At 67.1% G+C, this 24,203-nt stretch carries 22 protein-coding genes; 3 read left to right on the forward strand and 19 right to left on the reverse strand.

Going from position 1 to position 24,203, the window contains the following annotated elements; genetic code table 11:
* Positions 1-120: 120 nt before the first annotated feature.
* Entirely contained in the window at positions 121-1,110 is a 990-nt protein-coding gene (locus BLQ70_RS21185) for a DMT family transporter (RefSeq protein ID WP_091861051.1), read from the forward strand.
* Here BLQ70_RS21185 and BLQ70_RS21190 read toward each other — a convergent pair.
* The 5 genes from BLQ70_RS21190 to BLQ70_RS21210 form a co-directional block, all read right to left on the reverse strand.
* Positions 1,024-1,809 carry a hypothetical protein gene (locus tag BLQ70_RS21190; RefSeq protein ID WP_061967544.1) on the reverse strand — a complete coding sequence of 262 codons (786 nt, stop codon included), beginning with the start codon at positions 1,807-1,809 and terminating at the stop codon, positions 1,024-1,026. The two genes, BLQ70_RS21185 and BLQ70_RS21190, sit on opposite strands and share 87 nt — an antisense overlap.
* Positions 1,806-2,969: a tRNA guanosine(34) transglycosylase Tgt gene (tgt, locus tag BLQ70_RS21195; protein WP_061967543.1), complete on the reverse strand. Its 1,164-nt coding sequence runs from the start codon at positions 2,967-2,969 to the stop codon at positions 1,806-1,808. Before tgt ends, BLQ70_RS21190 begins: the two co-directional genes overlap by 4 nt.
* Before the next feature lie 82 nt (positions 2,970-3,051).
* Complete coding sequence (locus BLQ70_RS21200) at positions 3,052-3,408, reverse strand: ArsC family reductase (protein ID WP_091861055.1); 357 nt, start codon at positions 3,406-3,408, stop codon at positions 3,052-3,054.
* 12 nt (positions 3,409-3,420) lie between these two features.
* Entirely contained in the window at positions 3,421-4,128 is a 708-nt protein-coding gene (locus BLQ70_RS21205) for a glutathione S-transferase N-terminal domain-containing protein (RefSeq protein ID WP_091861058.1), read from the reverse strand.
* Positions 4,129-4,246: 118 nt separating this feature from the next.
* Positions 4,247-4,831, reverse strand: coding sequence for a 2'-5' RNA ligase family protein (locus BLQ70_RS21210; protein WP_091861062.1), 585 nt, complete (start codon positions 4,829-4,831; stop codon positions 4,247-4,249).
* Positions 4,832-5,033: 202 nt separating this feature from the next.
* Between BLQ70_RS21210 and BLQ70_RS21215 the strand changes: the two genes are divergently transcribed.
* A complete protein-coding gene (locus tag BLQ70_RS21215) occupies positions 5,034-6,413 on the forward strand; it encodes a M20/M25/M40 family metallo-hydrolase (RefSeq protein ID WP_091861065.1) in 1,380 nt (459 codons plus the stop codon).
* 24 nt (positions 6,414-6,437) lie between these two features.
* Here the strand turns inward: BLQ70_RS21215 and BLQ70_RS21220 are convergent, their stop codons facing one another.
* The 3 genes from BLQ70_RS21220 to BLQ70_RS21230 form a co-directional block, all read right to left on the reverse strand.
* Positions 6,438-7,220: an enoyl-CoA hydratase/isomerase family protein gene (locus tag BLQ70_RS21220; RefSeq protein ID WP_091861068.1), complete on the reverse strand. Its 783-nt coding sequence runs from the start codon at positions 7,218-7,220 to the stop codon at positions 6,438-6,440.
* A 12-nt stretch (positions 7,221-7,232) separates the two neighbouring features.
* Positions 7,233-8,426: a CaiB/BaiF CoA transferase family protein gene (locus tag BLQ70_RS21225; protein ID WP_091861071.1), complete on the reverse strand. Its 1,194-nt coding sequence runs from the start codon at positions 8,424-8,426 to the stop codon at positions 7,233-7,235.
* Between the two features lie 151 nt (positions 8,427-8,577).
* Positions 8,578-9,894 (reverse strand): aspartate aminotransferase family protein, encoded by a 1,317-nt coding sequence (locus BLQ70_RS21230; protein ID WP_244492824.1) that lies wholly within the window; start codon positions 9,892-9,894, stop codon positions 8,578-8,580.
* A 134-nt stretch (positions 9,895-10,028) separates the two neighbouring features.
* Here BLQ70_RS21230 and BLQ70_RS21235 point away from each other — a divergent pair, with 134 nt between their 5' ends.
* Entirely contained in the window at positions 10,029-10,820 is a 792-nt protein-coding gene (locus BLQ70_RS21235) for an IclR family transcriptional regulator (RefSeq protein WP_091861074.1), read from the forward strand.
* A gap of 5 nt (positions 10,821-10,825) precedes the next feature.
* Here the strand turns inward: BLQ70_RS21235 and BLQ70_RS21240 are convergent, their stop codons facing one another.
* The 11 genes from BLQ70_RS21240 to BLQ70_RS21290 all read right to left on the reverse strand — a co-directional run bounded on the left by BLQ70_RS21240 (position 10,826) and on the right by BLQ70_RS21290 (position 24,130).
* A complete protein-coding gene (locus BLQ70_RS21240) occupies positions 10,826-11,773 on the reverse strand; it encodes an ABC transporter permease (protein WP_091861077.1) in 948 nt (315 codons plus the stop codon).
* Positions 11,770-12,648 (reverse strand): ABC transporter permease, encoded by an 879-nt coding sequence (locus tag BLQ70_RS21245; protein ID WP_091861080.1) that lies wholly within the window; start codon positions 12,646-12,648, stop codon positions 11,770-11,772. The genes BLQ70_RS21240 and BLQ70_RS21245 overlap by 4 nt, the downstream gene beginning before the upstream one ends.
* A 43-nt stretch (positions 12,649-12,691) precedes the next feature.
* Positions 12,692-14,230, reverse strand: a complete 1,539-nt coding sequence (locus BLQ70_RS21250) for an ABC transporter substrate-binding protein (RefSeq protein ID WP_244512112.1) — start codon at positions 14,228-14,230, stop codon at positions 12,692-12,694.
* A 32-nt stretch (positions 14,231-14,262) separates the two neighbouring features.
* Positions 14,263-15,777: a M81 family metallopeptidase gene (locus BLQ70_RS21255; protein ID WP_091861086.1), complete on the reverse strand. Its 1,515-nt coding sequence runs from the start codon at positions 15,775-15,777 to the stop codon at positions 14,263-14,265.
* A gap of 169 nt (positions 15,778-15,946) precedes the next feature.
* Positions 15,947-16,909, reverse strand: a complete 963-nt coding sequence (locus BLQ70_RS21260; protein ID WP_091861089.1) for an ABC transporter ATP-binding protein — start codon at positions 16,907-16,909, stop codon at positions 15,947-15,949.
* Positions 16,906-17,718: an ABC transporter ATP-binding protein gene (locus tag BLQ70_RS21265; RefSeq protein WP_091861093.1), complete on the reverse strand. Its 813-nt coding sequence runs from the start codon at positions 17,716-17,718 to the stop codon at positions 16,906-16,908. Before BLQ70_RS21265 ends, BLQ70_RS21260 begins: the two co-directional genes overlap by 4 nt.
* Positions 17,715-18,569, reverse strand: a complete 855-nt coding sequence (locus BLQ70_RS21270; RefSeq protein WP_091861096.1) for an ABC transporter permease — start codon at positions 18,567-18,569, stop codon at positions 17,715-17,717. The genes BLQ70_RS21265 and BLQ70_RS21270 overlap by 4 nt, the downstream gene beginning before the upstream one ends.
* A gap of 8 nt (positions 18,570-18,577) precedes the next feature.
* Positions 18,578-19,519, reverse strand: a complete 942-nt coding sequence (locus BLQ70_RS21275; RefSeq protein ID WP_091861100.1) for an ABC transporter permease — start codon at positions 19,517-19,519, stop codon at positions 18,578-18,580.
* A gap of 34 nt (positions 19,520-19,553) precedes the next feature.
* On the reverse strand, positions 19,554-21,158 hold the full coding sequence (locus BLQ70_RS21280) for an ABC transporter substrate-binding protein (RefSeq protein ID WP_244512113.1): 1,605 nt from the start codon (positions 21,156-21,158) through the stop codon (positions 19,554-19,556).
* A 216-nt stretch (positions 21,159-21,374) separates the two neighbouring features.
* Entirely contained in the window at positions 21,375-22,679 is a 1,305-nt protein-coding gene (locus tag BLQ70_RS21285; protein ID WP_091861107.1) for an alanine racemase, read from the reverse strand.
* The gene (locus tag BLQ70_RS21290) at positions 22,670-24,130 is read right to left on the reverse strand and encodes a M81 family metallopeptidase (RefSeq protein WP_091861446.1); all 1,461 of its coding nucleotides are present in this window, start codon (positions 24,128-24,130) and stop codon (positions 22,670-22,672) included. The genes BLQ70_RS21285 and BLQ70_RS21290 overlap by 10 nt, the downstream gene beginning before the upstream one ends.
* Positions 24,131-24,203: the final 73 nt, after the last annotated feature.

Below are 24,203 nucleotides of genomic sequence, written 5' to 3' on the forward strand. Positions count from 1 at the left end.
CGTCGCGTCTGGGCACCAGCAGGGCCGAAACGGGGCGCAAATACGGTCTGCCGCCGCACGCGCGGGCGCCATGCGCGCCGGCCCGTAACCGGCCCGTTCGCCCGGCGCTAGAGAGGGGCGATGGATCAGATCACCCCCGCCACGATGCTCGAGACCGATGCGAGGGTGCGCCGTCGCAAGCGCCTCGCGGCTCTGGGCATGCTGCTGGCGGTGCTGATCTACGGCTCCAATTTCGTCATCAGCCGCCACGCCGTGCTCAACGGCTTGACCCAGCACGACCTGATGGCGCTGCGCTTCGCCATCGCCGGCCTGCTGCTCCTGCCGGTCTTCCTGCGGCCGGGCCTGGCCTCCTGCGGCGGCGTCGGCTGGAAGCGCGGGTTCTGGCTCACGCTGAGCAGCGGCTTCCCGATGACCTATCTGATGCTGACCGGGCTCACCATGGCGCCCGCCGCCCATGGCGCCACGATCGGGCCGGGCACGGTGACGATGATCGGCATCATCGGCTCCGTCGTGATGTTCGGCGCCGCCCTGACCGGGCGATTGATGATCGGCGTCGCCGGCGTGCTCGGCGGCCTGATCTGCCTCGGCATCGCCGGCAGTGCGGGTGCGAGCGCCATGACGCTGCGCGGCGACCTCTGCTTTCTCGGCGTCGGGCTGCTCTGGGGTTTCTATCCGCTGCTGATCCAGCTCTGGCAGGTCGACGGGCTGAAGGCGACGGCGATCGTCTCGGTCCTGTCGCTCATCTACCTGCCGATCTATTTCCTGTTCTATTTTCGCGGCTTCGACGTCGCGCCCTGGTGGGTTCTCGCCTTGCACGGCTTCAACCAGGGCGTGCTCAACGTCATCGTCGGCCTCTGGGTCTGGGGCTGGGCCGCGCATGTGCTCGGGCCGTCCGTGGTCGGACGTTTTCCGCCGCTGATCCCGGTCACCGGTACGCTGCTGGCCATCCCGATCCTGAGCGAGATCCCCTCCTCGCTTCAGCTCGTCGGCATCGTGCTGATCATCGGCGGCCTGTTCGTGGCGTCATGGCGCCGACCGACGCGCAAGGCCGAGCAGGATCAGGTTCCAGATCACGGCAATGGCGAGGCCGAGCCCCAGCGCTGTCCATGAGCCCCAGGGCACGGCGGCGAGATGCACGGCAGCCAGCCCCAGCCCGGCACCCAGCAATCCGAGTGCGCTGCTCCCGATGACCGCCGCCGCGGCCGGGCCGCCGGCGCGCGTATGCAGAATGATGATCAGGCTCGACAGGATGATCGGCAAGCCGGCGAGGATGCCGGACCATTGCGGGCCGACGCGTTCGCTGAGGCCGGTCACGATGCCGACCAGCGCCGCGACGCAGGCCGCGCGGATCGGGATGGCATAGCGCGAGATCCCGGCCGGCGGCTTGGCGCGCACCTTGAGATAGGGCCGCACCAGCTGGTGCACGACGAACAGCGCCAGCACGGTCAACATCGTGAGCGGGAGCACAGGCAGCGCCATGCTGCGGAGAGCCAGCAGCAGCACCGTCCAGATCGCCAGCGCTCCGCCGAGGGAGGCGACCACGCCATGGCGCTGGGCCAGCAGCACATAGCTCAGCACGAAGCTGGCATGGGTGGCATTGGCATTCATCGTGCCGAGCGCGGCGCCCGCGATGAAATCCGGGCCATGGTCGAGCGCCAGGAAGACGAGGACCGGTCCGAGCGAGATCGGCAAGGTCGCGATCATCGCCGCCATCAACGGCCCGGCGCGCTCGGCCAGCATCGAGCAGCTCACGACCACTGAGGCCGCGAGCGCCATCTTGAGAGGCAGCAGGGCGAGGCCCGTGCTCAAGCCGGCTCGCCCCTTTCCCAGCCTTCGCGGGTCTCCGCGATGAAATCGTCGAGCCGCCCGGCAGCGATGGCCGAGCGCAGGCCGGCCATCAAGTCCTGGTAATAGGCGAGGTTCACCCAGGTCAGCAGCATCTTGCCGAGCATCTCCTCGGCCTTGACGAGATGGTGCAGATAGGCGCGCGACCAGCTATTGGCGGCCGGGCAGGAAGATTGCTCGTCGATCGGACGCGGGTCTTCGGCGTGCTTGGCGTTCTTCAGGTTCATCCGGCCGAAGCGGGTGAAGATCTGGCCATGGCGCCCGGCCCGCGTCGGCATCACGCAATCGAACATGTCGATGCCCCGTGCGACCGATTTCACGATGTCGTCGGGTGTGCCGACGCCCATCAGGTAGCGCGGCTTCTCCTGCGGCAGATGCGGCTCGACCGTCTCGATCATCGCCAGCATCACGTCCTGTGGCTCGCCGACGGCCAACCCGCCGACGGCATAGCCCTTGAGGTCCATGGCGGCGAGCTCGCGCGCACTCTCGACGCGCAGATGCGGCACGTCCCCACCCTGCACGATGCCGAACAGCGCCCGGCCCGGATGGTCGCCGAAAGCCGTTTTGCAGCGTTCGGCCCAGCGCAGCGACAGCCGCATCGCCTTCTCCGCCACCTTCTCCTCGCAGGGCAGCGCCACGCATTCGTCGAGCTGCATCACGATATCGGAGCCGAGCAGGTTCTGGATCTCGACCGAGCGCTCCGGCGTCAGCACATGCTTCGAGCCGTCGATATGCGAGCGGAAGGTCACGCCCTCCTCGGTCAGCTTGCGCAGATTGGCAAGCGACATCACCTGGAACCCGCCGGAATCCGTCAGGATCGGGTGCGGCCAGTTCATGAATTTGTGAAGGCCGCCGAGCTTCGCGACACGCTCTGCACCGGGCCGCAGCATCAGGTGATAGGTGTTGCCGAGCACGACATCCGCGCCGAGCGCCCTCACCTGCTCGGGATACATGCCTTTCACGGTCGCGGCAGTGCCGACCGGCATGAAGGCCGGCGTGCGGATGACGCCGCGCGGCATGCTGATCGCGCCGGTGCGCGCGGCGCCGTCGCGAGCGGCGACCTTGAAGGTGAATTCGGGTGTGGCAGCGATTTCGGGCTGCAGGGCTTGGGGCTGAACGGTCATGGCCAGCGAGGTAGAGCAGCGCGCGGGTTTAGGGAAGAGACCCGCGCGCCGGATGGCCGTTCCGCCCCGTCATGGGCGGGCTTTAGCCCTTCGGCACAGCCGCCTCGTAGATCTCCGGCTTGAAGCCGACGATCGTCTTGCCCTTGCCGAGGTCGAGCACCGGCCGCTTGATCATCGAAGGCTGCGCCAGCATCAGCGCGATCGCCTTATCCGCATCGAGCCCCTGCTTCTCGGCATCGGGCAGCGCACGGAAGGTGGTGCCGGCGCGGTTCAGCACCGTCTCCCAGCCGTGTTCCTTGACCCAACGCTCAAGCGAGGCCTTGTCCACCCCGCTCGCCTTGTAGTCGTGAAACGCAATGGCGACGCCATGGCCGTCGAGCCAGGAGCGCGCCTTCTTCATCGTGTCGCAGTTCTTGATGCCGTAGATCGTGATAGCCACGTCGCGAACCTCTCAGGCCGGACGCTTCGGGCTGTCGAGGCCGCGCTGCACGGCCGGGCGCGACAGGCAGCGCTCCAGCCAGATCGGCACATGGGTCAGCTTGGCATAGTCGACGAGCTCGCCCGCGCCATAGAACCCGACGAGATTGCGCACCCAGCCGAGGATCGCGATATCGGCGATGCTGTAGTCGTCGCCCATGATCCAGGTATGGCTCGCCAGCCGGCTCTCCAGCACGCCGAGCAGGCGCTTGCTCTCGTTGGCGTAGCGATCACGCGGGCGCTTGTCCTCGTATTCGCGGCCAGCGAATTTATGGAAGAAGCCGAGCTGGCCGAACATCGGCCCGATCGCCGCCATCTGGAAGAACACCCACTGGATGGTCTCGTAGCGGGCGGCAGGGTCCTTCGGCAGGAGCTTGCCGGTCTTCTCGGCGAGATAGAGCAGGATCGCGCCGGATTCCCACAGGCCGAACGGCTTTCCGTCCGGACCGTTGGGGTCGATGATGGCAGGGATCTTGCCATTGGGGTTCAGCGACAGGAATTCCGGCCCCCAGGTCTCGTTCTTGCCGATATCGATGAGATGCGGCTCGTAGGGGAGTTCCAGCTCCTCCAGAGCGATCGAGACCTTCACACCGTTCGGCGTCGGCAGCGAATAGAGCTGGGTGCGGTCGGGATGCGCGGCGGGCCAGCGCTTGGTGATCGGGAAAGCGGAGAGATCGGCCATGACAGGCTCCGTCTGAATCGGGTGAGGCTTCGGCCGCGAACGATAGAGCCGGCCGCGTTCAAAGCAACGGCGCACGGCCGTGATTGCCGCAAACCGGCCTTGCATGGCTGCATGGAGTTCAGTCGAGCGGCCAGGAGCCCAGGATTACGTACTTCCTGTTATCGATGCTCTCGACCAGCACGAACTCGCGCACCTGCCAGCGCAGCTCGGGCAGATCGATGGGCGTGCGGCGCACCTTGTCGTAGAACAGCGTCACATGCGGCTGGAAGCTCGATCCGTCGACCTTGAGCCCGGCATGCCGCAAGGCATCAAGGAGTGTGGTGGACAAGCTATTGGCAGCGAGCAGGTCCGCCCGCGTCGTGAGGGAAAATGCGTAGTTCGGCGCCGCGCCGAAGCTGGCCGCCTGATTGAACATGACGGCGAAAGAGGTCTTCCGGATCGCGTCGGCGACCGTGCGTGCCATTGCGACGCTCTGCCCGAACGGCCCATCGGGTGCAGCGATGCCTCGCAACGTCACATGATACTGGTCAGGTTCGCGCAGCGGTCTTGAGGGACGAAGCTGCTTGTGCAGGTCATGCGCCAGGCCATCGATCCGCGCCCTCGCCTCCGCATCCGGAAGGAGCGCGAAGAAATAGCGGGGCGGGCGGCGGCCTTCTCGCGGCCGAAACTCTCGCCCACCATCGAGGTCGAGAACGAACTGCATCTACCCATCATAGAACAAATAAGGAACAAAACAAGCTGCAAACCGCCCAGCGAAAATCGCAAGGCTGCCAGTCACCCCAACCGACCTGCTCACGCTTGAGCACCAATGGCCCCGCGTCTAGGCTGCCCTTGGTAGCCGCACGGCCGCCGCTTGCGCCCCCGCCTGGCGGGAGGCACGGATTCCTCTCCTGTCAGGCATCGTCATGGCTTCCTCAGACGCACTCGCCGCGGTCTTCGACCATATCGAGACCAATCGCAGCACTTTCCTCGATCGCCTCATCGCGTATCTGCGCCATCCCAGCATCAGCGCCGAGAATATCGGCATCGCCGAGGTCGGCGTCCTGCTCGTCGACATGCTTACGGAGATCGGCCTTGAAACCAACCTGATCCCGACCGAGGGCCACCCGGTCGTCGTCGCGCGCTGGGAGAAGGCGCCGGGCAAGCCGACCGTGCTGCTCTACGGCCATTACGACGTGCAGCCGCCGGACCCGCTCGACAAATGGGTCTCGCCGCCTTTCGAGCCGACGATCCGCGATGGCCGGCTCTATGCGCGCGGCGTCGGCGACAACAAGGGCCAGCATTTCGCTCAGATCCTCGCGATCGAATCCCATCTCAAGGTCCATGGCGAGCTACCTTGCAACGTCATCCTCGTGCTTGAGGGCGAGGAGGAGATCGGCAGCCCGAACATCGCCGGCTTCGTGCGCGCCAACCCGCATCTGCTCAAGGCCGACCTCGCCGTCACGGCCGACGGCCCGCGCCATGCCAGCGGCGCGCCCTCGATCAAGTTCGGCTCGCGCGGCGTGGTCTCCTTCGACCTGCGCTGCCGCCATGCCAGCCGCGACGTCCATTCCGGCAATTTCGGCGGCGTCGTGCCGAACCCGATCTGGACGCTGGTCCACCTGCTCGCGACAATGAAGAACCCCGAGGGCGAGATCACCATCGACGGCCTGCACGATGCCGTCGAACCGCCGACGGCGGAGGAGCTGGAGGCGGTCGAGCGCCTGCCGCTCGACATCGAGGCCTTCAAGAAGGGAGTTGGCCTCACCCGTCTTGACGCCCCAGCCGACCGGCCCTTCTACGAGCGCCTCTGCTTCCGGCCGACGCTGACCATCAACGGCTTCCATGGCGGCTATGGCGGGCCGGGCACCAAGACCGTGCTGCCGAACGAGGCGCTGGTGAAATGCGACATCCGCCTCGTCGAGGCGCAGGACCCGGAGGACATCCTGCGCAAGGTCCGGGCTCACGTCGAGAAGCACGCGCCGGAGGTCGAGTTCATCGCCGAAGAGAAGGGCATGCAGCCCTCCAAGACCTCGATCGCCTCACCCTATACCGCGCCCCTGCGCCGCGCTTTCGTCTCCGCGCAGGGCGAGGAGCCGCTATTGATCCCGGCCGGATTCGGCAGCCTGCCGAACTACGTCTTCACCAAGATCCTGGGCATCCCCGCCTTCGTGACGCCCTACGCCAATCACGACGAGGCCAACCACGCCCCCAACGAGAACATGACGCTGGACTGCTTCCATAGCGGCGTTCGCACCGGCGCAGCCCTGCTGCACGAGCTCGGCCAGTTGGGGAAGCCGGCCTGAGCGATCTCGCAGACTGGGAGGGCGCTATCTGCCCTTCCAGTTCGGCGTCCGCTTGCCCAGGAAGGCTTCCATGCCCTCACGGAAATCGGCGCTGGTGTAGCAGAGCGTCACCAGATCGTGGCCGTCGACACCTGCGGCAGCGGCGGCGGTCAGGCGGCGCATCGCCTCCTTGGTCGCGCGCATCGTCAAGGGCGCATGGCCGGCGATGGTTTGCGCCAGCTCGCCGGCCCGCCGCATCAGCGCCTCATGATCCGGCACCAGCTCGTTATAGAGGCCGATCCGTGCACCCTCCTCCGCCTCGACCAGCCGGGCGGTGAAGACGATGTCCTTGACCCGCGCCGGGCCGAGAATGGCGTAGAGCCGCCCGTAATTCTCCATCGACAGGCAATTGCCGAGCGTGCGCGCGATCGGGAAGCCGAAACGCGCGGTCTGCGTCGCGATGCGCAGGTCGCAGGCGAGCCCGATCGCCGCACCGCCGCCGGTGAAGGCGCCGGAGATCGCGGCCAGCGTCGGCATCGGGCAGCTCTCGATCGTGCCGATCACGGTTTCGATCCGCTCTTCATAAGCCAGCGCATCCTCGGCGCCGGAGAAGGCGCGGAACTGGGCGATGTCGGTGCCGGCCGCGAAGGCCTTGTCGCCCGCCCCGGTCATGACGATGACGCGCGGATCGCCATGCGCGGCCGGGTCGCGGCAGATCTCGGCGATGCGCTCATACATGGCGAAGGTCAGCGCGTTGCGCGCTTGCGGCCGGTTGAGCGTGATCGTGCCGACCCCGCCCTCGACCGCATACAGGATTTCGTCGTTCACGCAGGCTCTCCGTCAGATCACGCCATCGGCCCGCAAGCGCGCGAGCCCGGTTTCGTCATAGCCGAGTTCGGCCAGGATCTCGTCGTTATGCGCGCCGGCCGCAGGCGTCGGCGTCGCGACATCGGCCGGCGTGCGCGACAGCGTCACCGGCTGGCCGATCAGGCGGATATCGCCGAGCTCGGGGTGGTTCAGCGGCTTGGCGATGCCGAGATGGCGCACCTGCGGGTCCTCGAACATCTCGTCGACCGCATAGATCGGTCCGGCCGGGACGCTATGGCGCTCCATCGCCTCCAGCCAATGGGCGCTGTCGGCCGCGGCGAAGACCTCCTCGATCAGTTCCCGCAGTTCCGGCCGGCGGGCGAAGCGCTTCTCCGAGCTGTCATAGCGCGCATCCAAGCCCCATTCCGGCCGCCCGATCGCCCGGCAGAACGCGCGCCATTGCTCCTCGCCTCCGACACCGAGATTGATCGCGCCGTCGCGTGTCCGGTAGACGCCCATCGGCGTCTGGTAGGGGTGGTCGTTGCCGGATTGCGGCGGCACCGAGCCCTCGACGAGATAGCGTGCGGCCTGGAAATCCATCATCGCGATCTGGGCTTCGAGCAGCGAGGTCTGCACCCACTGCCCCTTGCCCGAGACCGCCCGCTCCTGCAGAGCGACCAGCGCGCCGACCGCGCCGTAGAGCCCGGCCGAGGAATCGGCGAGCGCGATTCCCGCCCGCACCGGCCCCTGGCCGGGCAGGCCGGTCACCGACATCATCCCGCCCATGCCTTGCGCGATCTGGTCGAAGCCGGCGCGCGTCCGGTACGGGCCGGACTGGCCGAAGCCAGAGATCGAGACCAGGATCAGCCGCGGATTGCGCGCGTGCAGCGTCTCGAAATCGAGCCCGAGCCGCTCCTTCACGTCAGGGCGAAAGTTCTCGACGACGAGATCGGCCTCGTCGACGAGCGTCATCAGGATCGCCTTGCCTTCGGGCGTCTTAAGGTTCAGCGCGAGCGAGCGCTTGTTGCGATGCAGGTTCTGCATGTCGTAGCCGAGGCGCGGCCCGCTCATGTTCTCGTTGGGATCGAGCCCCGGCGGGCTCTCGACCTTGATCACGTCGGCCCCGAAATCGGCGAAGACGCGCACGCAGGTCGGCCCGGCTCGCACCCGCGTCAAATCCAGTACCTTGAGCCCGGCAAGCGCGGTGGACGGTCTCGGCTGCGGCATCGGTCTTCGCTCCCTCTCGGAGCGAACTATCCGGTACGGCACACGGCGCGGTCAATGGCGGCGTGCATGCTGCATGCAGGAACAGGGCGCATGGCGAAAAAAGCGCCCGGCTTGAGGCCGGGCGCTGCCTGGGTGTCCCTCGTTGCCGAAGCTACGCCACCGCCCGCGCCGCGTCGCGCACGGCGGCAAGCGTCGCATCGACCACCGCCGCATCATGCTCCGACGACACGAACCAGGCGCCGCGTTCCAGCACGCGCACACCGCGCTTGAGCAGTTCATGCGCGAAGCGGCTATAGGCGGCCTTGTCGGCGCGCGCGACGTCCCGGTAGTTCCGCGCCGGTGCGTCGAGGCCGAAGGCAACGTGGAACATCAGCGGGAAGCCGGCGACCTGCGCCTTGATACCCGCTTCCTTCAGGATCGTGCGGATGCCGTCCTGCAGGCGTTGACCATGAACGGAACTGCGTTCGTAATGCTCCGGCGTCAGCGCCTTCTGAGTCGCGACCAGCGCCGCCATCGAGACCGGCTGGGCGTTGAAGGTGCCACCATGCAGCACGCCGTCGGCGAAGAGGTCGAGCAGATCGGCCCGCCCGGCGATCGCCGCGACCGGGAAGCCGTTGGCGATCGCCTTGGCCATCAGGGTGAGATCAGGCGTCACGCCGAAGCGCTCCTGCGCCCCGCCTCGGCCCAGCCGGAAACCGGTGATGACCTCGTCGAAGATCAGGATCGCACCATGCTTGCGGCAGGCGGCGAGCGCGCCTTCCAGATAGCCCGGCGCCGGCGCGATGGCGCCCTGGTTGCACATTGCCGGCTCCATCAGCACGGCCGCGACATCGCCCTTGGCGAGCCGCGCTTCCAGCGCTGCGAGATCGTTCCAGCCGATGATCGAAAGCCCCTCGCCCGCCGCCGGGTCCTGGCCCTTGCTGCCGATCACCGGCGTCGGCGCTTCGTCGGGACCTGCCGCGTTCAACCCCGGCGCCGTCGACCACAGGATGTTGTCGAACCAGCCGTGATAATGCCCCTCGAACTTGACGATGGTGTGCTTGCCCGTGGCCGCGCGCGCCAGCCGCATCGCCGCCTGCGCCACCTCCGAGCCGGATGAGCCGAAGCGCAGGCGCTCCGCCGAGGGAATGCGCTCGCAGATCAGTTGCGCGGCTTCCGCCTCGATCGGCATCTGGCCGGCGAAGAGGATGCCCTTCTCGGCCTGGCGCTTCACCGCCTCGATGACCGTTGCAGGGGTATGGCCGAGCACGGTCGCGCCCATGCCGCAGTAATAATCGATGATCCGGTTGCCGTCGGCGTCGATGAGATAGGCGCCCTCGCCGCGCTCGAAGACGAGCGGCCCGGGCTGCATGCCCAACCGGAAATTGCTGTTTACGCCGCCGGCGATGAAACGCGCATTCGCCGCGATCTGCCGGGCGGATTCGTCGAAGCGCAGTGCGCCCGCCTGCTGGCTGCCATTGCCTGTCACCTGCGTTGCCTCCTGCTGTTGCCCCGACCAGACCAGAGCGCCCTCACCGTGTAAAGGAACAGCGGTTTCGCCTTGCGGAATTCGATTTGGTTGGCCATGCTGGCTCGGAAGCGAGCCCGACCAGCGGAGCGGCCATGCCCAGAAAAACCGACAACCCCTATGTCGTGCAGCCCGTGATGAAGGCGCTGAAGGTGCTGGAGCTGGTCGCCCGCCATGGCCACGAGATCGCACTCACCGCCGTCAGCAAGGAGCTCAGGATCCCGAAGACGACGACCTTCCGCTATCTGCAGACGCTCGCCGCCGCCGGCTTCCTCGACCACAACCGCGCCACCGATCGCTACAATCTCGGGCCGCAATTGCGCGCCATCGCGCGTGCCGATGCCAGCGTCAGCAAGATCCGCGAACTGGCCCGGCCTGCGATGATCGAGCTGATGCAGGAGTTCAACGAGACGGTGAACCTCGCCGTGAAGGGCAATGGCAGGGTCGTCTATATCGACCTGATCGAGGCCAACCGCTCGCTCAGGATGCAGGCCCGCATCGGCGAGAGCCACCCGATGCATTCGACCGCGCTCGGCAAGGCGATCCTCGCCTTCCTGCCCGAGGTGGAGCGGCAGCGACAGCTCGACCTGCCTCTGACCGAACGCACCGGCCGCACCTTGCTCGAGCGCGAAGAGATCGAGCGGCAGCTTCGGCAGGTCGCGCGCACCGGCTACGCCACCGAGATGGGCGAGAACGAGGACGGCGCGATGTGCGTCGGCGTGCCGATCCTCGACGAGGACGGCTATCCGGTCGCGGCGCTGAGCGTCTCCGCGCCGCTGATGCGGATGCCGCATTCGCTGGCGGCCAAGGTCGGAACGCGGTTGCGCGAGGTCTCGGCCGGCATCTCGACCCATCTCGGCTCGCGCCCGACCGCCGATCTGCGCTGAGGGGCTCATCGGTATTCGATCCGCGGGTCGATCCAGGCGTAGAGCATGTCGACCGTGAGGTTGATCAGCATATAGGCGACCAGGATCACCAGGATGCAGCCCTGGATCAGCGGATAGTCGCGGGTGCTGATCGCCTGGATCAGCAGGCGCCCGAGCCCCGGATAGGTGAAGACCGCCTCCGTCACCACGGCCCCGCCGATGAAATTCGCCATCATCAGGCCGACGATGGTGACGAAGGGCAGGAGCGCATTGCGCATGATGTGGAAGCCGACGATACGGCGTTCCGGCACGCCCTTGGCGCGGGCGGTGCGGACATAATCGGCCCGCGCCTCGCCGATCAGCGAGGCCCGCAGGAAGCGCGCCAGGATGCCCGAGACATAGGTGCCGAGCGTGATCGCCGGCAGCGCCAGGCTCCGCAGCGCATCGAGCGGAGACTCCCATAACGGGACATGCCGCGAGGCCGAAGGCAGCCAGCGCAACTCTACCGCGAAGAGCAGGATCAGCAGGATGCCGAGCCAGAAGGTCGGCACGCCCAGCGCCAGCGCGCTCCAGCCGCTGAGCAGACGGTCGAGCCATGAATTCGGCTTCACGGCGCTCGCGATCGCCACGGGAATGCCGATGACGAGCGCAACGAAGATCGCAGCGAGCGCCAGTTGAAGCGTCGCCGGCAAGCGCTCGCCGATCAGTTGCAGCACCGGCTGACGGCTATGCAAGGACAAGCCGAAATCGCCCGTCGCGGCCCGGCCGAGCCAGTCGGCATATTGCACCACCATGGGCCGGTCGAGCCCGTAGCGCTGGATCGCGGCCGCGATCTCCTCCGGCCCGGCATTCTCGCCGACGATCACCGCGACCGGCCCGCCCGGCACGGCATAGATCATCGCGAAGATCGCGAAGGAGGCGATCAGGATCACCGGCAGCATCTGGAAGAGGCGGCGCAGGACATAGGCTGTCATCGCCGGCCCCCGATCGTCTCGCCGCTGGCATCGGTCTCGTCGCGATCGAGGATCGCCGTCAGCGCCCGGCCGATCGTGTCGAGCGACAGGATCGTCAGCGTCAGCACGATGCCGGGCAGAACCGCATAGGTCGGAGCCTCGTAGAGATAGGACTTTCCCGTCCGCAGCATCTCGCCCCAGCTCGGCGTCGGCGGTGGCACGCCGACCCCGAGGAAGGCCAAAGCCGCCTCCAGCAGGATCGCGATCGAGGCCAGCACGATCGCCTGAACCACCAAGGGGCTCAAGGCGTTGGGCAGGATCGTTCTGAACATGATGTAACCGGGGCTTCCGCCGAAGCCGCGCACCGCCGTGACGAAATCGAGCTGGCGCAGGGCCATGACCTGCGCCCGCGCGATGCGGGCGAAGCCGGGAATCCCGGCAATCCCGACCGCGATCAGCGCAGCTCCCTGGCTGCGTCCGAGAACGGCGATCAGCGCCATCGCGAACAGGATGTTCGGCAGCGCCAGCAGCACGTCGATGCAGCGCATCAGCAGGGAATCGCGCCAGTCGCCATAGAATCCGGCGGCGAGCCCGATCGGCACGCCGATGAGCGCGGCGATGACGACTGCGCCGACCGCCGTCAGCAGAGAGGTCCGCGCGCCATAGATGACGCGCGCCAGGATATCGCGGCCGAGTTCGTCCGTGCCGAACCAGTTCTCGGCCGAGGGCGGCAACAGCGAGGCCGCGACGCTCTGCGCCAGCGGATCAAACGGCAGCACGGTGGCGAAAGCCGCCGCAAGCGCGACCAGCAGGAGGAAGCCGAGCCCCAGCGCAGCGCCGCGCCGGGCGAGCAGCCGGCGCAGCAGCAGCTTCAGCCGGGCAAGCGTCTCCGTCATCGCCGGGCGCCGCTCCGGCGCCGCCCGGCCGCGTCATGCCGCATCACTTGAACCCGATGGTGCGGGCGACGAAGAGGTTGTCGATGTCGAGCGTGATGCCGCCGATCTTGTCGGAGGCGACGATCAGGCCGACATCGTAGGAGTTGGTCGGTATGCCGAAAGCCTCGTCCACCATGACCTTGTTGAGGTTGTCGTAGGCCGCCTTGACCTCGGCCGCGCCACCCGAGGCGGCATCGACCCTGGCGATCGCCGCGACATAATCGGGGTGCGGATGCGGGTCCTTCAGGACCGGGTTGCCCGAGGTGCGGTAGATCGAGTTGGTGGCGACGCGCGACGGGAATTTCTGGACGTTGCCGACCGCCCCGAAGGTCGCGGCGAAATCGCCGCCGAGCAGCGCGGTGACGTATTCCGCGCCCTGCCGCATGTCGAGCTCCACGGGAATACCGATCTTCTGCAGCGAGCCCTGCACGATCTGGCTGATCGCGACGGAGGACTCGTCGCTGCCGTTGACCAGGAGCTTCCAGTTCTTGATCTCGTCGGCGGAGAGGCCGGAAGCGGCGATCAGCTTCTTCGCCTTCTCCAGGTCATAGGCATAGGTCGCATTGTAGCTCTCGTCATAGGCCGGACTCGCCGGCGCCCAGGGCAGCGCCACGACCTTGCCCAGGCCGGCATAGCCGACGCGCAGGATGCTCGCGCGGTCCATCAGGTGGTTGAAGGCCTGCCGGAACGCCTTGTTGCGGAACGGTCCGCGCGTCGAGTTGATGCGGAAGACCTGCACCAACGGCCCCGGCCCGGCGAAGACCTGGAAGCCGGCATTCTTGAGCCTGACCGCGCTGCGCGAGGAGCCGTTATAGACGATGTCGACCGCGCCCGATTCCAGCGCCGCACTCGCCGAAGCATCCTCGCTGAACACGGTGAAGACGAGGTCCTGCACGATCGGCTGCTTCTCGCGCCAGTATTTCGGATTGGCCTTGAGCGTCAGGCTCTGCCCCACGGCCCGGTTGACCAGCGTATAGGGTCCGGTGCCGGCCGGCACGGTCTCGACCGTGTCGATGCCCTTGGGGTCGATCGGAAGCAGGAACTGAAGCAGGTCGAGGATCTGTCGCTCGGGCACCGGCGCCTTGAAGTTGATCGTCACCGTCGCATCGTCCGGCGCCGACCAGTCCTTCACGATCGACATCGTCGCGAAGACGTTCTTGCCGCGCTTGGGATCGGCGCCCTTCTGCAAGGTCGCCAGCACGGAATCCGCCTTGAACGGCGTGCCGCTATGGAAGGTCACGCCGCTGCGCAGCTTCAGCGTGACGGACTTCTTGTCCGGCGCGATCGTCCATTCCGTCGCCAGGCTCGGCTCCGGCTTCCCCTCCGGGGTGTACTCGATCAGGCTGTCATAGAGGTTCTTGATGACGTGGAAATTCACCGTCGAGAGCTGCTGCGGATCGTAGTTCGCCAGCTCGCTCAGCACGGCCACACGCAGCTTCCCGCCCTTGAGCTGCTGGGCTAAAGCCGGCAAGGCTCCCGCCAGGGATACGCCCGCCAGCGCAAGGCCGGCCATGCCGAATTGACGTCGCGACAGCTTTGTCATCGCTTTCCCCTTTTGTTGTGTTTGGTTTCGTCTCAGCGCGTCCCCGCTCCCGGCTGGGACGAATGCGCCCGCCAGTCGCTTATTGTCTCCAACGGATAGACTGGGCGCGGAATCCGCTGCCACGGCAGGGTGAACACGTCCGACTGCCCCGGCCCGCGCGTATCGGCGCGAACGAGCCCGGAGGCGATGCGGTCGAAATACTGGAAGTTCGAGGCGGTCTTGAGCACGGCCATCTTATAGTCGGAGAGGTCGATGCCGAAGGCCTCGTAGACATCCGGCACATTGCCCGCGACGCCGCGCAATTCCGAGATCAGCAGTGTCACCGGCCCGACATCGAAGACCGCGACGCGGCCCATGTCGACCTCTGGCTGATGGTTGAACTTGAGCGGGATCGAGCCGCCGCCGAGCTTCCGCACTCGCCCGGTCACCGTCAGCGGCTTGAAGAAGGCGGTCGCCGCATCGCCCCCCAGCGGCAGCGTCACCTCGGCGCCCTCGCCCGCCGCCGTCAGCGTCGCGACGGCCTTGGGCGAGATCAGCGGAATCAGCGCCTTGCTCCTGATCCCGAGCCGCAGCATCGATTCCAGCAGCAGGTTGCTGTCGCCGGCCGCGCCACCGAAGACGGTGTCGCCGGTATCGCTGACCACGACCATGCCGCGCTCGGCCGCATCGGCCTTGCGCACGGCATCGTCGATGGAGACCGCCTCGCGCACCTGGAAATCGTCACGCATCGACCAGGCGAGATCGGCCAGCTCGTCGGCAAGCGTCTCGGCCAGCGCCTGATCGCCATCGGTGACCACGATCGTCGACCAGCCGCCCTCGGCGACATCGAGCCAGGGCTGCATCGGATAGTTCGAGGCCTGCAGGACGCGCCGGTCGGCCTCGATGGCACGCGCCCGGTCGAACCAGATTTTCATCGGCCCCTTCGAGGTCAGGAACTGTTCCTGATGCGAGAGCAGCGGGATCTTGCGCCAGGCCATCACCGGCCGGGACTTCTCCGCGAGGATGCGCAGCAGCACCTCGGTGCCGACCTTGCCGGTGTCGAACACGTCATGCGGCTGCGTGCGATGCCCGACGATGGCCGTGCAATTGGCCATGATCTTCTGCGTGATATTGGCGTGGTGATCGAGCCCGAGCAGGATCGGCACGTCCGGACCCAGAATCCTGCGGCAGAGCTCGGCCTGCTCACCCTCGACATCGTCGATGCCCTCGGCCGCGCAGGCGCCGTGCAGATGCAGAACGAGCCCGTCGATCGGCCCGACGGTCTCAAGGCCAGCCCGGATCTTCGCCTGGAAGAAGTCGAAGGCCTCCCGCGAGATGCGCCCGCCCGCCACGGCCCAGGCGCGGATGATCGGGATCGTCTCGATGGCGAGACCGCTTTCCTTCACCGCCGCATAATGCCCGCCGATCTGGCCGATCTCGCCGAATTGCCGGGCGATCTCCTCGCCCTCGACGAGGCCGAAAGCCTCGAAATCGGCGAGCGTCGTCAGCAACGGATTGAAGTCGTTCGTCTCCTGAACGATGTGGATCAGCGCCAGACGCACGGGCATCCTCCCGGATTGCGGCTCCGCTGATCCGGCCGATGCCGGGCGAAGCGACTTGTCGGTCTTCAGGGCATCGCGCCAGCCTGCATTTTCAGGCCAGCAGCATGGTCAAAAGCGTAATTGCCACGGATATTTCGCGTCAAGGATTGGATGTTCCACCCAAAGGAACACGCGATCAGGCGGCAATTTCGGTCCGGCTCTTCGGCCAATAGCGGCAGGAGACGCCATGCCCCGGCGCGACCTCGTGCCATTCGCGCGTCCCGTCCCGCGCATGATCGACACCATGGACGCAAGCGCCGCCATCGCCGTCGAGGAAGCGCAGATCCGGCGGTGGGCGCCGCAAACGCTCGCGCTGGAGCACGGGATCGGGTACCGGCACCGCATCGAGCAGCAGCTGCGTGTAAGGGTGCGCCGGGCTGTCATAGACCTGTCCCGCGCTGCCCATCTCGACGATGCGCCCGCGGAACATCACGGCGACGCGATGCGCCATCTCGCGGACGATCGCGAGGTCATGCGCGATGAAGAGATAGGACAGGCCGAGTTTCTCCTGCAGCGATTGCAGCAGCGCGACGATCTGCGCCTGCGTGCGCACGTCGAGAGCGGAGACCGGCTCGTCGCAGACGACGAAATCGGGATTGACCGCCAGGGCGCGGGCGATGACGACGCGCTGTCGCTGCCCGCCGGAAAATTCGTGCGGATAGCGCTGCATCACCAACGGATCGAGACTGACCAGCTCCAGCAGTTCTTCGACACGCTCGCGGATGCGGTTCGCCGGCACCGTGCCATGGACCTGCAAGGGCTCGCTCAGGATCTGCCCGATCGTCATGCGCGGATGCAGGCTGGAATAAGGGTTCTGCAGCACGAACTGCATATGCCGGCGCATGCGGCGCAATTCGCCGGTCCGCATCGTCGTCAACTCCTGCCCGAGCAGCCGGACCGAGCCTTCGCTCGTCTTCTGGAGCTGGAGGATCGCGCGCCCGGCCGTGGTCTTGCCCGAGCCGGACTGGCCGACGAGCCCGAGCGTCTGGCCGGGAGCGATATCGAAGGAGACCCGCTCGACCGCCTTGACCGGCAAGGCGCCGCGACGCGCCGGGAACAGCACCGAGAGATCGCGGACTTGCAGCAAGGGCTCCGTCATCGCACCGCCCCCGCCCCTTGCAGCCGTGGCACGGCATCGAGCAGCGCCCGCGTATAGGCGTGCTGCGGCCGCGCGAAGACATCATCGACCGGCCCAGCCTCGACGATCTCGCCGCGATACATCACGTTCACCCGGTCGACCATGCCGGCGACGACGCCGAAATCATGGGTGATCAGCATCAGCGCCATGCCGCGTTCCTCCCGCAGCCGCAGCAGCAGGCGCAGGATCTGCGCCTGCACGGTGACGTCGAGCGCCGTCGTCGGCTCGTCGGCGATCAGCAGGTCCGGTTCGCAGGAGATTGCGATCGCGATCATCACGCGCTGGCGCTGACCGCCCGAGAACTGATGCGGGAAATCGTCGACGCGCCGCGCCGGATCGGGAATGCCGACGAGGTCGAGCAATTCGACACTGCGCTCGCGCGCTGCCTTGGCGGACAGGCCGAGATGGCGGCGCAGCATGTCGCTCATCTGCGCCCCGATGCTCATCACCGGGTTGAGCGACGTCATCGGGTCCTGGAAGACCATGGCGATGCGCCGGCCGCGCAGGTCGCGCATCTCGTCCTCGCCGAGCCCGAGCAGCTCCTGCCCCCAGAAGGCGACGGAGCCCCCGAGCCCGATCGAGGCGCCCTCGGGCGCCAATCGCATCAGCGCCTTGGCGGTGACGCTCTTGCCGCAGCCGGATTCGCCGACGAAGCCGACCGCCTCGTCGGCGTTGATATCGAAGGAGATGCCGCGCACCGCCTGGATCACCTCGCGGCGCGTCGTAACCGTCGCGGTGAGGTCGCTCACCCTGAGCAGCGAGCCGGTCATCGCACGCTCCCCACGTCGAGAACCTCGCGCAAGCCATTGGCGATGATGATGAAGGTCAACGTCGCGAAGACGATGGCCAAAGCCGGCCCCACCACCGTCAGGGGCGCGAGTTCCATGAACTGGCGGGCTTCCGAGAGCATGCCGCCCCAGTTCGGATCGGGCGGCGGCGGGCCAAGGCCGAGGAAAGAGAGCGCCGTCACCGTGAAGATGGTCTGTGACAGCGTCAGGCTGGTCGCAACGAGGATGGGCGAGACCACGATCGGCAGGATATGGCGCAGCACGAGACGCATCTCGCTCATGCCGACGCTGCGGGCTGCCTCGACATGGTCCCATTGCTTGACGCTGAGCACCGGCGCGCGCACCACCCGCGCCATGGCCGGCGTATAGACGATGGCGATGGTCAGGATCAGGTTCGGCACGCTCGGCCCCAGCGCCGCGACCACCGCGATCGCCAGCAGCAGCACCGGAAAGGCGAAGACGACATCGAGCAGCCGCATGATGATCTCGTCCGTGCGCCCGCCAAGATAACCCGCCGCGAGCCCGAGGATCAGCCCGGCCACCAGCGCGATCAGCACGGCCGAGACCGTTATGAGCAGCGTCGTGCGGCCGCCGACGATCAACCGGCTCAGCACATCGCGACCGATCGAATCCGTGCCGAGCCAATGGGCGGCGCTGGCGGGCGCCAGAGAATCCGGCGAGGTCACCGAAGGATCATAGGGCGCGACCAGCGGCGCGAAGATCGTCAGCACCAGCATCGCGGCCAGCATGGCGAGGCCGACGCCAAGCAGCAGCCAGCCCTGCGTGATCCCCGCCCCCTTGCGCGCCGCCACGACCGGCGCGCTGTCCTGCATCGCGCCGCTCACATCTGCACCCGTGCGTCGACGCGGGCATAGGCGATGTCGATCATCGTGTTGACCAGCACGACGATACCGGCGGCGACGAGCACGATCGCCTGGATCACCGGATAGTCGCGGCTGTTGATGGAATCGAACAGGTACTGCCCCATGCCGGGAATGGCGAAGATGGTCTCGACCAGGATGCTGCCGCCGAGCAGCGCCGCGATCTTGAGGCCCGCGGCGGTGATCACCGGCGTCAGCGCGTTACGCATCAGGTAGTCGCGCAGGATCGCCGCCGGTGTCAGGCCCTTGGCGCGGGCGACCATGACGAAATCCTGGTTGGCGACTTCGAGCACGGCGGCGCGGGTGTTCTCGGCAATGGTCACGGAGACCGCGAGCGCCAGCGCGATGGCCGGCAGCAGCAGGCTTGCGAGATTGCCGAGCGGGCTTTCGAGGAAGGGCGTGTAACCGAGCACCGTGATCTCCGGGAAATAGAGCCCGAACAGCAGCACGATCAGCGTCGCCACGACGTAATTCGGCACCGCCAGCATCAGCCCGTTCCAGAGCCGGACCAGCCAGTCTGTCGCGCCACGCAAACGCGCGGCGGCAAGCCCGGAGGCGACGCCCATCACGGCCGCGATGACCGCGGCGAGAAGCGTGAGCTGGATGGTGACGATAAGCCTGTTCAGCAACTCGCCGAGCACCGGCTGCCGGGTGACGAATGACTTGCCGAAATCGCCGGTCAGCGCCGCCCCGAGCCAGCTCAGATATTGCGCCATCAGCGGCTGGTCGAGGCCGAGGTCGCGCCGGATCGTTGCCAGAACCTCCGGCGCCACGCTCTGCGAGCCCGCTGCCGCGATGGCGAAATCGCCGGGAATGGCGCGCATCAGCATGAAGGCGACGAAGGAGACGCCGAGCAGGATCGCAGCCATCCAGGCCAGGCGCCCGAGGACGAAGCGCGTCATCGACAGCCCTCCGCCGGGAGGCGGCAGGCCGGGCCTATTTCTTCAGCCATGTCGTACGCACGAAGGAGCGGATATTCGCGGCAAGCGGCACATAGCCCTGGACGTAGTTCCACCAGATCTCCCAGCGCAGCGGGTACTGGTAGATCTGGATGACATAGGCGTTCTCGGCTATGCGCTTCTGGATCGCCTGGTTCTTGGCCGCGCGCTTGGAAATGTCGAGCTCGGCCCGCGCCTCCAAAATCATCTTGTCGAGCTCCGGATCGTTCGAGCCCATTCCCTTGCCGTAGCCGCTGGTCGAGGTGATGTACTGGAACACGCCGTCCGGATCCGGTGTCCAGGACAGCGCGACCGAAAGCAGTGTCGGCCAGTCACCGCTCGCCCATTTGGCCAGGAGCGGCGCGGTCTCCATCGGCACCAGCTTCACGGTGATGCCCGCCGCCTGCCATTGCTGCTGCAGGATCTGCGCACAGGCGACGTCGAGCGGATTGGCCGCGACGATGATATAATCGCCGAGGTCGATCCCGCCGGGATAGCCGGCCTCGGCCAGCAGCGCCTTCGCCGCCGCCGGATCGTGCTTGTAATAGGGCAGTTCGCTCACGCCGTCATAGCCACCGACCTGGCTTTCCGGGATCATCGCACCGATCTTGCCGGAGCCGCCGAGCACGGTGTCGAGGCAGGCCTTGCGATCCGTCGCGAGGCTGAGCGCCCGACGCACCTTCACGTCGTTCAGGGGCTTCGCCTTCATGTTCAGCCAGATCGGGAAGGTGCGCGAGGTCTGGCCCGGTGCCGAGACGAAATTCCGCGAGGCGCGCGAAATCGCGGTCGCCACCTTCGGGTCCTTCACCCAGGTCATGTCGATGGCGCGCGAGCGCAGCGCCGAGGTCAGCGTCGCCTGGTCCTTGTAGAACTTGAAGATCACCTTCGCGAGATAGGGCTCGCCCTTCTCGTAATAGCCATCGAAGCGCGTCAGCGAGAATTGCTGGTTCGGCTGATAGGCCTCGAAGGCGAAGGGGCCGGTGCCGATCGGCTGTGTGGCGAGGTTCTCGACGCCGACCGGCACGATCGCACCGTTCGGATTGCTGGCGAGATTGCTGAGGAAGGCCGCATCGGTGGCGTTGAGCTGGAATTTCACGGTGAACGGATCGACCACCGTCACCGACTCGATGCTCGAATAGAGCGGCCTGAGCCGGCTGCCCGTGGCCGGGTTCATGATCCGGTCGAAGGTGTTCTTGACGTCGGCGGCAGAGAAATCCTTGCCGTTATGGAATTTCACGCCCTGCCGGAGCTTGAAGACATAGGTCTTCGGATCGGGCTGCTCGTAGCCGGTCGCCAGGTCCGGCTCGATCTTCATCTCGGCATTCCAGCGCAGCAGGCCGGAATAGAGCAGGCTGGTGAAATCATAGGACGAGAAGGCGTTGACCGTGACCGGGTCGAGCCCGATCGGGTCGGCATCGGCGCCGATCGTCAACGTGCCGCCGGCGACCGGGGTCTGGACTTGAGCCAAGGCGAGGCCGCTCCACAGGCCGGGCGCCGCCAACGCCGCACCGCCCGCCGTCAGCAGCTGCAGCAGGCTGCGCCGCTGCAGGCCCTGGACAGCGGCGTCGGTCTCGTCGGTCATCGGGAATGACGGTGTCGTCACGAACAATCCTCCCAGCATCCTGCTTGCCGGCCGATCCCGGCCGCTTCTGCGCGAGACAGGGGCCGGCCTGCGCCGTGCATCCCGTCATCGCTGCCCGGCCCATCTCGTCCGCGTCGCGGATGGCGGGCCTTCCCTCTGTGAGATGCAGGCTAGGAACGGCCTGAATTCACGTCAAGGATCACAGGTTTCACCAGAAGGAACAGATTCGGAAGCGCGTCAGAAGAAGGTCCGGATTGCGCCCGTGACGTTCCAGTCGTCATCGACCAGCATCAGCACGGCCCATTTGTCGAAGGTCAGGCAGGGATGGGCGATACCGAAGGCCACCATATCGCCGACCTGAAGCGGGCTCTCGTCCGGCGTGCCGAGATGGCAGTGCTGGTCGTTGAGCGCCAGGACCGTATGGCCCGCCGGCATCGGCTCCGGCCGGGCCATCGCCCCGCCCGGGCGATACCAGCGCAGCGGCACCGGCAAGGCGGAATCATAGGTGACGTCGCGCTTGCCCAGCGTGAGCAGGCTGCGCCCGCGCTCCGGCCGCGACTGGACATAGGCCCAGACCTCGAGAGCGGGTTCGAGCCCGCCGGGCGGCAGCTTCAGGCTGGTCTCCAGCATGATCCGGCGGAAAGAGGCGGAATAACCGAGATCGTCATGCGTCAGATAGCAGCCGGAGCGCAGCACCTTGAGCAGTGGGCGCCCGAGGCTCGCCGCGTTGAATTTCTCGCCGACGCGGTCGAACAGCGCGGTTCCGCCGGCGCTCAGGACCAGCGGCTCGGGGCCGAGCAGGCCCTCGGCATTCGCCGCCGCCGCGACGGCGATCACCTCGTCGAGCAGCTTATCCGCGCCGGCACTGTCGCTATGCAGGCCCTCGAAGCATTCGAAACCGGAAAGCCGCAGGCCCGGCGCGCCCGCAACGGCCCGCGCCACGGCCAGCGCTTCTTCCCGCGTCCGGGCGCCGGTGCGCCCGCCCATGAAACCGATCTCGACGAAAACACGCAGCGGATTGGCACCCGCATGCCCCTTGGCGGCTTCCGCCAGCAAGCCGACCCCGGCGACGCTGTCGGCAAGGCAATAGAGCTCGAACCCCGGCTGCTGCAACGCCTCGAAACAACAGGCGATCTCCTGCCGCCCGATCGGCTGGTTGGCGAGGATCACGCGCTTCACGCCGAAATGCCGGGCAACGGCGAGTTGCTGCATCGTCGCGACCGTGATCGCCCAGGCGCCGTCGGCAATCTGCAGGTCGAAGAGCTGCGGCGCCATCGTCGTCTTGCCATGCGGCGCGATCAGCAGATCATTTGCCCCGGTGAAGGCGCTCATCCAAGCGCTGTTGGCCTTGAGCACGCTCTCGCGGATCACGGCGAGCGGCATCGGCATGTCGCCGGCGAGCACGTTCCAGCCCTGCTTGCCGACATCGCCGAGCCGCAGCGACGCGCCCGGCGGCAGCCCCTTCGCCAGCACGTCGAGACGTTGGTCCTCGATCTCGCGGAGCGACAGGCGCGGAAGCGGGGCGGAAGCAGTCACAGCCATGGGTTCGGGTCCAGCGGAGAGAAGGGGCGCTTCACCTTGGTATAGGGGATCTTGGTCGCATCCGGCGGATAAGGTCCACCGCTGTCGAGATAAAGCACCTGTGCCGCGATCGGCGCGAAGGCGGCGTGGAAATGGTTGGAGGATTTCACCACCACGACCTTCTTGGCGCTGAGATCAATGCCCAGATCGGTGAAGACCGGCGGGCTGAAGGTCTGCGCCCGCGTCGAGGCCAGCACGATATCGAGCTGGCCGATCCGGATCGCCGCGGCAGGGCCGAGCGAGACCCAACTCTGCTCGAACGGGATCAGCAGGTCCTCGGTCGTGCCGACGACTTTCACCACCGCATCGATCGGCCGACCTGAAGACGGCGCCGCCTTGCCGATGAAGCGCAGGGGAATCTCAGTGCCGACACCGGCCGCCCGGCACAGGCTCACCGCCACCGGGTCCCACAGAGCCCCGATCGCCGCCGGAATTTCCGGATGCCGCAGCAGCGCCTCGACCATCACCGAGGAATCGCCCGCGACGCCGCCGCCCGGATTATCCCAGCGATCGGCCAGCACCACCGGCTTGCCGGGCTCGGCCAGTGCGAGCGCGGCCGCAATGCCCTCCTCCGGCTTGTAGTGCTTCGGCGAGCCGCCCTGCCCCCAGCGCAGGATTTCCAGCCCGAGCTGCTTCGCTAGCGCCGCCGCCTTCGCCTCATCGCCATCGGCGATGACCAGCACCTTGGTCCCGACATCGGCGACATCCGCCGCCTGGAAGCCATGCGCGACCGAGATCGAGAGGATGCCGTCCTTCCCCTCCATCGCTATCAGCCGGTCGACGAAGCTGCGGCCAGGCTCGCGGCTGGTCATGAAGGCGGCGAGGCCGCGGCAATCGAACACGGCGCTGACCGGCTTCACCTGCTTGCGCGCCGTCTTCAGGCAGAGCTCCAGCAGGTCCTCGGCCCGCGCCAGGAAATCCGTATGCGGGAATTCCTTGAAGGCGACGATGATGTCGGCGCCCGCGACCATCTCAGCGGTGAGATGGCAATGCATGTCGAGCTCGGCACCGATGACGCAATCCGGCCCGGCCAGCGCCCTCACCCGCGCGATCAGGTCGCCCTCGCAATCGTCATAGCCACGCGCCACCATCGAGCCGTGCAGGCCGAGCAGCACGATATCGACCGGCAAGGCCGCCTTGAGTTGGCCGAGGATCTCGTCGCGCAGGCTCTCATAGCCCTCCCGCGAGACAAGGCCAGCCGGCTCGGCCCAGGTCGCCGTGCCCTCGACCAGTTCGTAGCCCTCGCTGGCGGCGCGGCGGCGTGCCGCGACGGTCGGCGCCGAGCACAGGGTCGGCGTATCCGGGTGCGTGCCGGGCGGGCAGTAGAAGGCGCCTTCGAAGGCGCTGCGATCGACGAAGAGCGGCGCGAACGTATTGGTTTCCGTCGCCAGCGACGCAGTGAAGACGCGCATCCGCATGCTCTCTCGGTCTGAGGCGGCAGCCGCCCCTTCGGACCGCCGACCCGCCCATGAAACCGGGACGGGA

Origin of the sequence: Allobosea robiniae, assembly GCF_900102525.1 — a bacterium.
GTDB classification, from domain to species: domain Bacteria; phylum Pseudomonadota; class Alphaproteobacteria; order Rhizobiales; family Beijerinckiaceae; genus Allobosea; species Allobosea robiniae.

What these genes read in the sequence shown, in the direction of transcription:
- BLQ70_RS21185 (WP_091861051.1), top strand. Translation starts at nt 121, where the DNA reads ATGGATCAGATCACCCCCGCCACGATGCTCGAGACCGATGCGAGGGTG.
- tgt (WP_061967543.1), bottom strand. Translation starts at nt 2,969, where the DNA reads ATGACCGTTCAGCCCCAAGCCCTGCAGCCCGAAATCGCTGCCACACCC.
- BLQ70_RS21205 (WP_091861058.1), bottom strand. Translation starts at nt 4,128, where the DNA reads ATGGCCGATCTCTCCGCTTTCCCGATCACCAAGCGCTGGCCCGCCGCG.
- BLQ70_RS21210 (WP_091861062.1), bottom strand. Translation starts at nt 4,831, where the DNA reads ATGCAGTTCGTTCTCGACCTCGATGGTGGGCGAGAGTTTCGGCCGCGA.
- BLQ70_RS21215 (WP_091861065.1), top strand. Translation starts at nt 5,034, where the DNA reads ATGGCTTCCTCAGACGCACTCGCCGCGGTCTTCGACCATATCGAGACC.
- BLQ70_RS21225 (WP_091861071.1), bottom strand. Translation starts at nt 8,426, where the DNA reads ATGCCGCAGCCGAGACCGTCCACCGCGCTTGCCGGGCTCAAGGTACTG.
- BLQ70_RS21235 (WP_091861074.1), top strand. Translation starts at nt 10,029, where the DNA reads ATGCCCAGAAAAACCGACAACCCCTATGTCGTGCAGCCCGTGATGAAG.
- BLQ70_RS21240 (WP_091861077.1), bottom strand. Translation starts at nt 11,773, where the DNA reads ATGACAGCCTATGTCCTGCGCCGCCTCTTCCAGATGCTGCCGGTGATC.
- BLQ70_RS21245 (WP_091861080.1), bottom strand. Translation starts at nt 12,648, where the DNA reads ATGACGGAGACGCTTGCCCGGCTGAAGCTGCTGCTGCGCCGGCTGCTC.
- BLQ70_RS21250 (WP_244512112.1), bottom strand. Translation starts at nt 14,230, where the DNA reads ATGACAAAGCTGTCGCGACGTCAATTCGGCATGGCCGGCCTTGCGCTG.
- BLQ70_RS21255 (WP_091861086.1), bottom strand. Translation starts at nt 15,777, where the DNA reads ATGCCCGTGCGTCTGGCGCTGATCCACATCGTTCAGGAGACGAACGAC.
- BLQ70_RS21260 (WP_091861089.1), bottom strand. Translation starts at nt 16,909, where the DNA reads ATGACGGAGCCCTTGCTGCAAGTCCGCGATCTCTCGGTGCTGTTCCCG.
- BLQ70_RS21265 (WP_091861093.1), bottom strand. Translation starts at nt 17,718, where the DNA reads ATGACCGGCTCGCTGCTCAGGGTGAGCGACCTCACCGCGACGGTTACG.
- BLQ70_RS21270 (WP_091861096.1), bottom strand. Translation starts at nt 18,569, where the DNA reads ATGCAGGACAGCGCGCCGGTCGTGGCGGCGCGCAAGGGGGCGGGGATC.
- BLQ70_RS21275 (WP_091861100.1), bottom strand. Translation starts at nt 19,519, where the DNA reads ATGACGCGCTTCGTCCTCGGGCGCCTGGCCTGGATGGCTGCGATCCTG.
- BLQ70_RS21285 (WP_091861107.1), bottom strand. Translation starts at nt 22,679, where the DNA reads ATGGCTGTGACTGCTTCCGCCCCGCTTCCGCGCCTGTCGCTCCGCGAG.
- BLQ70_RS21290 (WP_091861446.1), bottom strand. Translation starts at nt 24,130, where the DNA reads ATGCGCGTCTTCACTGCGTCGCTGGCGACGGAAACCAATACGTTCGCG.